The sequence below is a fragment of the Sphaerotilus sp. genome, from assembly GCF_041083715.1.
GTDB lineage: Bacteria > Pseudomonadota > Gammaproteobacteria > Burkholderiales > Burkholderiaceae_C > Sphaerotilus.
The window spans coordinates 1-10928 of record NZ_JBFPGY010000120.1; the positions used below are offsets into that span (position 1 = coordinate 1).

Below are 10928 nucleotides of genomic sequence, written 5' to 3' on the forward strand. Positions count from 1 at the left end.
GGTTTCCGGTCCTCCCCGGTTGCCGCCGCGACGGTTGCAGCGCAAACGACTTCCTGACATCGACTTCTGCGCCCTGACGCATTGAGGAGCAAGCCACCATGACCGACAAACTGATCATTTTCGACACCACCTTGCGCGATGGCGAGCAATCGCCTGGAGCGTCCATGACGCGCGACGAGAAGCTGCGCATTGCCCGCCAGCTGGAACGGCTGAAGGTCGATGTGATCGAGGCCGGTTTCGCCGCCTCCTCCAACGGTGACTTCGAGGCCGTCAAGGCGATTGCCGGAGTCATCAAGGACTCGACCGTCTGCTCGCTGGCCCGTGCCAACGACCGCGACATTTCCCGTGCAGCGGAAGCCTTGCGCGGTGCGAACTCGGCGCGCATCCACACCTTCATCGCCACCAGCGCGCTCCACATGGAGAAGAAGCTGCGCATGACGCCCGAGGAGGTGCTCCAGCAGGCCCGCCTGTCGGTGCGCTTCGCGCGCAATCTGTGCGGTGACATCGAATTTTCGCCGGAAGATGGCTACCGCTCGGACATGGACTTCCTGTGCCGGGTGCTCGAAGCCGTGATCGACGAAGGTGCGACCACGCTGAACATTCCTGACACCGTGGGCTATGCGATTCCAGAGTTGTACGGCAATTTCATCCGCACGCTGCGCGAACGTGTGCCCAACTCGGACAAGGCGATCTGGTCCGTGCACTGCCACAACGACCTGGGGATGGCGGTGGCGAACTCTCTGGCGGGGGTGAAGATCGGTGGTGCACGCCAGGTCGAATGCACCATCAACGGGCTGGGCGAACGGGCTGGCAACTGCTCGCTGGAAGAGGTCGTGATGGCGGTGAAAACCCGCCGTGACTACTTCGATCTGGCGCTGCGCGTCGACGCCACGCAGATCGTGCCGGCTTCGCGCATGGTCGCGCAGACCACCGGGTTTGTCGTGCAGCCCAACAAGGCGGTTGTCGGTGCCAATGCTTTTGCACATGCGTCCGGCATCCACCAGGACGGCGTGCTCAAGGCGCGCGACACCTACGAGATCATGCGTGCCGAGGACGTGGGCTGGGCTGCCAACAAGATCGTGCTGGGCAAGCTCTCGGGCCGGAATGCCTTCAAGCAGCGCCTGCAGGATCTCGGCATCTCGCTGGAATCCGAAGCCGAGGTCAACACCGCGTTCATGAAGTTCAAGGACCTGGCCGACCGCAAGAGCGAGATCTTCGACGAGGACATCCTGGCGCTGGTCAGCGACGAAAGCGTCAGCGCCGATGTGGAGCACTACCGGCTTCTGGCGCTTTCGCAGCAGTCCGAAATGGGCGAACGACCGCACGCGAAGGTGGCTTTTTCCGCGGGGCAGACCGAGCACCACGCCGAGTCCGATGGCAATGGCCCGGTGGATGCAACCCTCAAGGCCATCGAGTCGAAGCTGGGTTCCGGGGCGGAGCTTTTGTTGTATTCCGTGAATGCCATCACGTCTGGCAGCACGGAGTCTCAAGGCGAAGTCACGGTTCGGCTCCAACATGGCGGGCGCGTTGTCAATGGTGTCGGCTCGGATCCGGACATCGTGGTCGCGTCGGCCAAGGCCTATCTGGCCGCATTGAACAAGTTGCACAGCAAAGCTGAACGGGTCGCTGCGCAGGGTTGACACAGGGATCGCACGAACAGGGGGACAAAACTGAAAATCATCAAGGCTTGCAGGCCTTGTGAAAAACGGTTTCCTTAATCTAGACTGAAATCAGTGTCTTGCTGTCGTGCGGTATCCAAAGGTATTTTGTGAATCAAATCAGATTGAATCTGACGTGGACTTCATCGAAGTGGGCGTCTTTGGTGCTCGGGGTGTTGATGCTGGTGTCTGGTGCAGTCGACGCTGCACCGCATGCCACCAGGATCAAGGCGCACGCAGGCAAGGTTCGCAAGGTTGCGCACCGTGCCGCTCGACCGGTGGAGGCCACCGAGCCGCTGCGGTTGTCCTTCGGCGAGGCTGGCGGTCTGCATGCCACGCGCGATCCGCTGGATCTGAAATCCAGTGTCGCATTGGTGGTGGACCAAGACACCTCCGAGGTGCTGTTCAGCAAGAACTCCCAGGCGGTATTGCCGATCGCTTCGCTGACCAAGCTCATGACTGCCATCGTGGTCGTGGAGTCCAAGGCGCCGATGGACGAGATTCTTCAGATCACGGAAGAAGACATCGACACCGAGAAGGGCAGCCGCTCCAGACTTGGGGTCGGTTCCGAACTCAGTCGGGGTGACTTGCTGCATCTGGCGCTGATGTCGTCCGAAAATCGTGCGGCGCATGCGCTAGGGCGCCATTATCCCGGTGGACTGTCCGCATTCGTTGCGGCGATGAACCGCAAGGCGGCCTCTCTCGGCATGTCCAGTACCCGCTATGTGGAGCCGACTGGCCTGTCGAGCGACAACCAGTCCAGCGCATCGGATCTGGCGCGACTGGTGAAGACGGCCTACAACTTCCCGCTCCTGCGACAACTGTCGACTTCGCCAGAGCTGGAGGTGGCGCTCGGCCACCGCACGGTCCAGTTCCACAACACCAACAAGCTTGTCACCAATCCGACCTGGGAGATCGGTCTCCAGAAGACGGGTTACATCGTCGAGGCGGGGCGTTGCCTGGTGATGCAGGCGCGGCTTTCGGGACGCCATCTCATCATGGTGTTCCTGGATTCCGCCGGTAAATATTCTCGCCTGGGCGACGCCGAGCGGGTGCGCCGCTGGCTGGAGTCATCCGACACGGTACGACCCGTGCAGCATGTGCCGAGTCACCCGGTTCACCCCGCTGCGTCGGTTTCCTGAGTGGCCAACCCCTGACGCAGTCAGGGCTGGCGGTGTCCGAGTGCCGTGGAGATCGCGGCGGCGGTGTCCAGCAGCTTGTCGCACCAGCTTTCTTCCAGCCGGTCAGCGGGCGCCGAGATCGACAGTCCAGCGATCAGGCGGCCCTGATCGTCATGGATGCCGGCGGCCATGCACCGCACACCGAGTTCCAGCTCTTCGTTGTCCCGGGCCAGATCGGTCTGCCGCACCCGTGCGAGTTCGCGTTCCAGCAGCGGCAGGTCGGTGATGCTGTTGCGGGTGTGTCCGGCCAGTCCCGTGCGCGTGGCGTAACTGCGTACCCGCTGCGGGTCGTCGTGTGCGAGAAACAGCTTGCCGACCGATGTCAGATGCAAGGGCGCGCGGCCGCCGACTGCGCGCACGACCTGCATGCCTGAACGCTCCGAATAGGTGCGCTCGATGTAGACGATTTCGTCGCCTTGGCGCACAGAGAGGTTGACGGGCTGGTGGGTCAGCTTGTGCAGCTCGCGCATCGGTCCCAAGGCTGCGTCTCGTACGTCCAGCCGAGCCTTGACCAGGTTGCCCAGTTCAAGAAGTCGCATTCCGAGGCGATAACTGCCTGCTTCAGGGCGATCGACAAAGCGACCGATGGCCAGATCGTTCAAGATCCGGTGTGCGGTCGAAGGGTGCAGGCCGGTCTGCTCGCTGATCAGTTTCAGCGAGACAGGATCTTGGTGCGCCGCCAGCACATTCAGCAGAGTGAACATGCGGTCCATCACCTGAATGGCCGGTGTCTGACTGGAACTGTCCTTTTTTGTCATGGTGACTCGTTTGAAAATCAATGCCTATTTTTGCATGGCGAAACACTGGGTACGGGAGTCCCTTGGTTTTGTTGTCTGTGGCTTGTTGATGGCGGGCGCCGGGCTGGCATTTGCCCAGCCCGCGGATGCCGGATCGCCGGCGGCCTCCGGCATCGCCGCATCGACGGCACCATTGGTGCGACCGCGCCCGATGGCGCGTGTTCCCCGTGTCATCGGGCGCCTGCATGCCGGCGATCTCGGGCTGGTCATCAACACAGCGGATCCGTACTCGGTCGAAGTCGGTGACTATTACCGGCGTGTCCGCCACATCCCTGACAGCCATGTCCTGCGCATTGACCTGCCTGTGCAGCCCCGTCTCGCAGTCGCTGATCTGGAGCGCCTGCGTCGCCGTATCGACGAGCATTTCGATGAGGGTGTTCAGGCCCTGGCGCTGGCCTGGACGCAGCCCTATGCGGTCGAGTGCCAATCGATCACCTCCGCTGTGACGCTGGGTTTCGACGCGCAAGCGTGCGACCAGCTCTGTGGGCGCCGCACACCTTCACCGTATTTCAATTCGGCATCTTCCGTACCGTTCAAGGATCTCGGTCTGCGTCCGTCGATGCTGCTGGCGTCTTCCGATGTGGAGCGCGCGCGGGGCCTCATCGACCGCGGTGTGGCGTCCGACCACACACTGGGTCTGGTGGGGGCGGTCCCGGTCCAGGCGTATTTCATGACGACGGCCGATGCCACGCGCAGCGTGCGCTCCGCACTGTTTCCGCCCGCGGGTCTGCAGCGCCGCATCGGGCTGGAAAACCATCTGGACAGTGGCGATCTGCCACGCGATACCTCCCGGGTGGTGCTCGTGCAGACAGGGGTGGGGCAGTTTGTGGGTGCGGGTGCGATCGACTGGGTGCCAGGGGCATTGGCGGATCACCTGACCTCGTTTGGCGGGCAACTCGACCGCACCAGCGGACAGAGCACAGTGCTCGATTGGCTGGATGCCGGCGTGACGGCCAGTTATGGAACTGTCAGCGAACCGTGCAACCATCTTCAGAAGTTCCCCCATCCGCAGATTCTGCTGCTGCATTACCTGCAGGGCAGCACCGCGCTGGAAGCCTACTGGAAGAGCGTGGCGTGGCCGCAGCAGGGTGTGTTTGTGGGAGAGCCGCTGGCCGCACCATTTGCCCGTCAGTGAGTGGTCAGTGCGCGAGTGGATAACTGCCAGATGACAAGTGAGACCAGCACAGCGCGGAATTCCTGAGGCCTCCACCGCAGGCGATGGCCTGTTCCGCAACAAACTGGACGCAAGAGAAGAACGAAGGAGACTGTCGTGCCACACGACCCCCGCAGCATCTGCTGCACCTTGGAGCATCCGTCATCGGTGACCGTGCGTCATTTTGACCACAATCGGTTGCGGTGCGCGCCAAAACGGCATCCCAGGCACCTCGCTGCAGGTGCTAAAGTCGCTGGCCTGACTTTATAGGTCCTTCCCGTCCCCTTTCCTGGCAACAGCTAAGGCGGGTCGCGATCCGCCAATCGGTTTAGCCGTGTCGCGGAAGGTTGTCCAACCCATCGGAGCCCCGGATACCAGGGCGCAAGGTGAGCGAAATATGATGCAGCAATACAGGACGAACTCGTACCTCTTCGGTGGCAATGCCCCTTATGTCGAGGAAATGTACGAGGCGTACCTCGACAATCCGGGTTCTGTGCCCGACAACTGGCGCGACTACTTCGACGCGCTCCAGCATGTTCCCGCGACCAACGGCTCCGACAGCCGCGACGTGGCCCACGCGCCCGTCATCGAGTCGTTCGCACAGCGTGCCAAGGCCAACGCCTTTGCCCACAAGGCCAGCGAAACCGACCTGGCCATTGCCCGCAAGCAGGTCCACGTCCAGTCCCTGATCGCCGCCTACCGCTCGCTGGGTTCGCGCTGGGCCGACCTCGACCCGCTCAAGCGCACCGAGCGCCCCAGGATCCCCGAACTCGAGACGGCGTTCTACGACCTGACCGAGGCCGACATGGACATCACGTTCTCGGCCACGAACACGTACTTCACGAAGTCCGACAGCATGACGCTGCGCGAGATCGTGCAGGCGCTGCGCGAGACCTACTGCGGCACGCTTGGCGCGGAGATCATGCACATCACCGAGCCGACCGAGAAGCGGTGGTGGCAGGAGCGCCTGGAGTCGGTTCGCAGCAAGCCGTCGTTCTCCGCCGAGAAGAAACAGCACATCCTCGACCGCCTGACCGCCGCCGAGGGCCTGGAGCGGTTTCTGCACACCAAGTACGTTGGCCAGAAGCGTTTCTCGCTGGAAGGCGGCGAGAGCTTCATCGCTTCGATGGACGAACTGGTCCAGCGTGCCGGCGAGAAGGGCGTGCAGGAAATGGTCATCGGCATGGCCCACCGTGGCCGCCTGAACGTGCTGGTCAACACGCTCGGCAAGATGCCCAAGGATCTGTTCGCCGAGTTCGACCACACGGCGCCGGAAGACCTGCCGTCCGGCGACGTGAAGTACCACCAGGGCTTCAGCTCCGACATCTCGACCCCGGGCGGCGCCGTCCACCTCAGCCTGGCGTTCAACCCTTCGCATCTGGAAATCGTCAACCCGGTGGTCGAAGGCTCGGTGCGCGCCCGCCAGGACCGCCGCGAGGACAAGACCGGTGCCCAGGTGCTGCCGGTGCTGGTGCATGGTGACTCGGCCTTCGGCGGTCAGGGCGTGAACCAGGAAACGCTGATGCTGTCGGCCACGCGGGGCTACTCCACCGGCGGCACGGTCCACATCATCATCAACAACCAGATCGGCTTCACCACGTCCGACCCGCGTGACCTGCGCTCGACCCTGTACTGCACCGACATCGTCAAGATGGTCGAGGCACCGGTGCTGCACGTCAACGGCGACGATCCGGAAGCGGTCGTGCTGGCCACCCAGCTCGCGCTCGACTACCGCATGACCTTCCACAAGGACGTCGTGCTGGACATCATCTGCTTCCGCAAGCTGGGCCACAACGAGCAGGACACCCCGGCGCTGACCCAGCCGCTGATGTACAAGAAGATCAGTGCGCATCCCGGCACCCGCCGTCTGTACGCCGACAAGCTCTCCGCCCAAGGCATGGGCGAGACGCTGGGTGACGACATGGTCAAGGCGTTCCGCGCCGCGATGGACCAGGGCCGCCACACCATCGACCCGGTGATCAGCAACTTCAAGAGCAAGTACGCCGTCGACTGGGCGCCCTTCCTCGGCAAGAAGTGGACCGATGCCGCTGACACCGCGATTCCGCTGACCGAGTGGAAGCGCCTGGCCGAGCGTCTGACCACGATTCCTGCCAGCGTCAATCCGCACCCGCTGGTCAAGAAGGTCTACGACGATCGCGCTGCGATGGGCCGTGGCGAGGTCAACGTCGACTGGGGCATGGGCGAGCACATGGCCTTCGCTTCGCTGGTGGCCGCCGGTTACCCGGTGCGTCTGTCCGGCGAAGACTGCGGCCGTGGCACCTTCACGCACCGCCACGCCGTGGTCCATGACCAGAAGCGCGAGAAGTGGGACGAAGGCACCTACATCCCGGCGCAGCACGTCGCCGACAACCAGGCCACGTTCACCGTCATCGACTCGATCCTGTCGGAAGAGGCGGTGCTGGGCTTCGAATACGGCTATGCGGCGGCCGAGCCGAACACGTTGACCATCTGGGAAGCGCAGTTCGGCGACTTTGCCAATGGCGCGCAGGTGGTGATCGACCAGTTCATCGCTTCGGGTGAGGTGAAGTGGGGGCGTGTCAACGGCCTGACGCTGATGCTGCCGCACGGCTACGAAGGCCAGGGTCCGGAGCACTCGTCGGCGCGCCTGGAGCGCTTCATGCAGCTGGCCGCCGACACCAACATGCAGATCGTGCAGCCGACCACAGCCAGCCAGATCTTCCATGTGCTGCGTCGCCAGATGGTGCGCTCGCTGCGCAAGCCGCTGATCCTCTTCACGCCGAAGTCGCTGCTGCGCAACAAGGACGCAACTTCGCCGGTGAGCGAGTTCACCAAGGGTGAATTCCGCACCGTCATCGCGGAGCAGAAGGCCGACATCAACGCCGACAAGGTCAAGCGTGTGATCGCCTGTTCGGGCAAGGTCTACTACGACCTGGTCAAGAAGCGCGAAGAGAAGAAGTCGGGCGACGTGGCCATCCTCCGCGTCGAGCAGCTCTATCCCTTCCCGCACAAGGCGTTCGCCAACGAGCTGAAGAAGTACCCGAACGTGACCGACCTCGTGTGGTGCCAGGACGAGCCGCAGAACCAGGGTGCCTGGTTCTTCGTGCAGCACTACATCCACGAGAACATGCAGGATGGCCAGAAGCTCGGCTATGCCGGTCGTCCGGCCTCGGCGTCACCGGCGGTCGGTTACGCCCACCTGCACCAGGAGCAGCAGAAGACGCTGCTCGACCAAGCATTCGGCAAGCTCAAGGGCTTCGTGCTGACCAAGTAATCCAAACAGGTTCCTACCATCATGGCTATTGTTGAAGTCAAAGTCCCCCAGTTGTCCGAGTCGGTTGCGGAAGCGACCATGCTGCAATGGAAGAAGAAGCCCGGCGATACCATCGCGATCGATGAAATCCTCATCGAGATCGAGACCGACAAGGTCGTGCTCGAAGTGCCGGCGCCGGCCGCCGGCGTGCTGGCCGAGCTGGTCGTGGGTGACGGCGGTACCGTCGCCAGCGACCAGGTGATCGCCCGCATCGACACCGAAGGCAAGGCTGCCGCCGCTGCAGCTGCTCCTGCCGCCTCGGCAGTCGCCGCCCCCGCTGCGGCCGCTCCGGCCGCTGCTGCCAACAAGGGTGATGTGGCCATGCCGGCCGCCGCCAAGCTGCTGGCCGACAACGGCTTGACCGTTGGCGACGTTGCCGGTTCTGGCAAGGACGGCCGTGTCACCAAGGGCGATGTGCTCGGCGCTGTCGCCGCTGGTGCCAAGGCTGCGCCGGCCCCGGTGGCCGCCAAGCCGCTGGCCGCCGTGGCCGCGCCTGCTGCCCCGGTGAGCCTGGGTGACCGCGCCGAACAGCGCGTGCCGATGAGCCGCCTGCGTGCCCGCGTCGCCGAGCGCCTGCTGCAGTCGCAATCGCAGAACGCCATCCTGACCACGTTCAATGAAGTGAACATGGCGCCGCTGATGGACATGCGCAAGCGTTTCCAGGACAAGTTCGAGAAGGAACACGGCATCAAGCTCGGCTTCATGAGCTTCTTCGTCAAGGCGGCCGTGGCTGCACTGAAGAAGTTCCCGGTGCTGAACGCCTCGGTCGACGGCAACGACATCGTCTACCACGGCTACTTCGACATCGGCATCGCAGTCGGTTCGCCCCGTGGCCTGGTGGTGCCGATCCTGCGCAACGCCGACCAGATGAGCTTCGCCGACATCGAGAAGAAGATCGCCGAATTTGGCAAGAAGGCCAAGGAAGGCAAGATCTCGATGGACGATCTGACCGGCGGCACGTTCTCGATCTCGAACGGCGGCACCTTCGGCTCCATGCTGTCGACCCCGATCATCAACCCGCCGCAGTCGGCCATCCTGGGCGTGCACGCGACCAAGGACCGTGCGGTGGTGGAAAACGGCCAGGTCGTGGTGCGTCCGATCAACTACCTGGCGATGTCCTATGACCACCGCATCATCGACGGCCGCGAAGCCGTCCTGGGCCTGGTGACCATGAAGGAAGCGCTGGAAGACCCGGCCCGCCTGCTGTTCGACATCTGACCGACGATCCTCGTGATCTGACGTGATGTGGCGGCGCCCCTTCGGGGGCGTCGCCCCATCCGAGACCGCACGTCGGCAAGACTGACAAGACCCGAAAGAGCATTCTCATGTCCAAGCAATTTGACGTCGTCGTGATCGGCGGCGGCCCTGGTGGCTACATCGCCGCGATCCGTGCAGCGCAACTGGGCTTCCAGGTCGCCTGCATCGACGAGTGGAAGAACGACAAGGGCGGCCCGGCCCCCGGCGGCACCTGCACCAATGTCGGCTGCATCCCGTCCAAGGCGCTGCTGCAGTCGTCGGAGCACTTCGACCACGCCGCCCACCACTTCAACGACCATGGCATCAGCCTGGACAACCTGAAGATGGACGTGGCCAGGATGGTTGGCCGCAAGAACACCGTCGTGAAGCAGAACAACGACGGCATCCTGTTCCTGCTGAAGAAGAACAAGGTCAGCTTCTTCCATGGCCGTGGCTCGTTCGCCAAGGCGGTCGAGGGCGGCTATGAAATCAACGTCGCTGGCGCCGCCAACGAGGTGCTGACCGCGAAGAACGTCATCGTCGCGACCGGCTCCAACGCCCGCGCGCTGCCGGGTGCGGCGTTCGATGAAGACAAGATCCTGTCCAACGACGGCGCGCTGCGCATCGGTGCCGTCCCGGCCAAGCTGGGCGTGATCGGCTCGGGCGTGATCGGCCTGGAAATGGGCTCGGTCTGGCGTCGTCTGGGTGCGGAAGTCACCATCCTCGAAGCGATGCCCGGTTTCCTGGGTGCTGCCGACGAAGGCGTGGCCAAGGAAGCGCTCAAGGCGTTCAAGAAGCAGGGTCTGAAGTTCGAGTTCGGCGTGAAGATCTCCAAGGTCGACGCGTCGGGCGAGGGCGTGGTCGTGTCCTTCGCCGATGCCAAGGGTGCGGAGCAGACGCTGGTGGTGGACAAGCTGATCGTCTCGATCGGCCGGGTCGCCAACACCATCGGCCTGAACCCGGAAGCCGTCGGCCTGCAGCTCGACGAGCGCGGCCTGGTGGTCGTGGACGGCGACTGCAAGACGAACCTGCCCGGCGTGTGGGCGGTCGGTGACGTGGTGCGTGGCCCGATGCTGGCGCACAAGGCCGAGGAAGAAGGCGTGGCGGTTGCCGAGCGCATCGCCGGTCAGCACGGCCATGTGAACTTCGCGACCATCCCCTGGGTGATCTACACCAGCCCAGAAATCGCCTGGGTCGGCCGCACCGAGCAGCAGCTCAAGGCGGACGGCGTCGAGTACAAGGCGGGTCAGTTCCCGTTCCTGGCCAATGGCCGGGCGCGTGCGCTGGGCGACACCACCGGTTTCGTCAAGTTCCTGGCCGACGCCAAGACCGACGAGATCCTGGGCGTCCACATCGTCGGGCCGATGGCGTCGGAGCTGATCGCCGAAGCGGTCGTCGCGATGGAGTTCAAGGCGTCCGCCGAAGACATCGCCCGCATCTGCCACGCGCACCCGTCGCTGTCGGAGTCCACCAAGGAAGCGGCACTGGCCGTGGACAAGCGCTCCCTGAACTTCTGAGGTTCGCAGGGACCGTCCTGCACACTCTGACCACAGGGGCGGCGCAAGTCGCCCCTTTTCCGTTGCCCACCATGCCCACTGTCACCGAGATCTA

The 10928-nt window shown here is 63.7% G+C and carries 7 protein-coding genes; 6 read left to right on the forward strand and 1 reads right to left on the reverse strand.

The features are described 5' to 3' along the window. Positions 1–98: 98 nt before the first annotated feature. Positions 99–1640 carry a 2-isopropylmalate synthase gene (locus AB3X43_RS05745; protein WP_369428910.1) on the forward strand — a complete coding sequence of 514 codons (1542 nt, stop codon included), beginning with the start codon at positions 99–101 and terminating at the stop codon, positions 1638–1640. 197 nt (positions 1641–1837) lie between these two features. After that, positions 1838–2800, forward strand: a complete 963-nt coding sequence (gene pbpG / locus AB3X43_RS05750; RefSeq protein WP_473965066.1) for a D-alanyl-D-alanine endopeptidase — start codon at positions 1838–1840, stop codon at positions 2798–2800. A gap of 20 nt (positions 2801–2820) precedes the next feature. Here pbpG and AB3X43_RS05755 read toward each other — a convergent pair whose 3' ends face one another. Further along, positions 2821–3597, reverse strand: coding sequence for an IclR family transcriptional regulator (locus AB3X43_RS05755; RefSeq protein WP_369428912.1), 777 nt, complete (start codon positions 3595–3597; stop codon positions 2821–2823). A gap of 10 nt (positions 3598–3607) precedes the next feature. On the opposite strand from AB3X43_RS05755, the gene AB3X43_RS05760 reads away from it, so the two are divergent. From AB3X43_RS05760 to lpdA, 4 genes are all read left to right on the forward strand, one after another. Next, complete coding sequence (locus AB3X43_RS05760) at positions 3608–4771, forward strand: TIGR03790 family protein (RefSeq protein WP_369428913.1); 1164 nt, start codon at positions 3608–3610, stop codon at positions 4769–4771. Positions 4772–5186: 415 nt separating this feature from the next. Next, a complete protein-coding gene (locus AB3X43_RS05765) occupies positions 5187–8042 on the forward strand; it encodes a 2-oxoglutarate dehydrogenase E1 component (RefSeq protein WP_369428914.1) in 2856 nt (951 codons plus the stop codon). Positions 8043–8063: 21 nt separating this feature from the next. Continuing rightward, positions 8064–9299 (forward strand): 2-oxoglutarate dehydrogenase complex dihydrolipoyllysine-residue succinyltransferase, encoded by a 1236-nt coding sequence (gene odhB / locus AB3X43_RS05770; RefSeq protein WP_369428915.1) that lies wholly within the window; start codon positions 8064–8066, stop codon positions 9297–9299. Between the two features lie 107 nt (positions 9300–9406). Continuing rightward, entirely contained in the window at positions 9407–10834 is a 1428-nt protein-coding gene (gene lpdA / locus AB3X43_RS05775; protein WP_369428916.1) for a dihydrolipoyl dehydrogenase, read from the forward strand. The last annotated feature ends 94 nt before the right edge of the window (positions 10835–10928 follow it).

What these genes read in the sequence shown, in the direction of transcription:
- AB3X43_RS05745 (WP_369428910.1), top strand. Translation starts at nt 99, where the DNA reads ATGACCGACAAACTGATCATTTTCGACACCACCTTGCGCGATGGCGAG.
- lpdA (WP_369428916.1), top strand. Translation starts at nt 9,407, where the DNA reads ATGTCCAAGCAATTTGACGTCGTCGTGATCGGCGGCGGCCCTGGTGGC.
- pbpG (WP_473965066.1), top strand. Translation starts at nt 1,838, where the DNA reads ATGCTGGTGTCTGGTGCAGTCGACGCTGCACCGCATGCCACCAGGATC.
- AB3X43_RS05765 (WP_369428914.1), top strand. Translation starts at nt 5,187, where the DNA reads ATGATGCAGCAATACAGGACGAACTCGTACCTCTTCGGTGGCAATGCC.
- AB3X43_RS05755 (WP_369428912.1), bottom strand. Translation starts at nt 3,597, where the DNA reads ATGACAAAAAAGGACAGTTCCAGTCAGACACCGGCCATTCAGGTGATG.
- odhB (WP_369428915.1), top strand. Translation starts at nt 8,064, where the DNA reads ATGGCTATTGTTGAAGTCAAAGTCCCCCAGTTGTCCGAGTCGGTTGCG.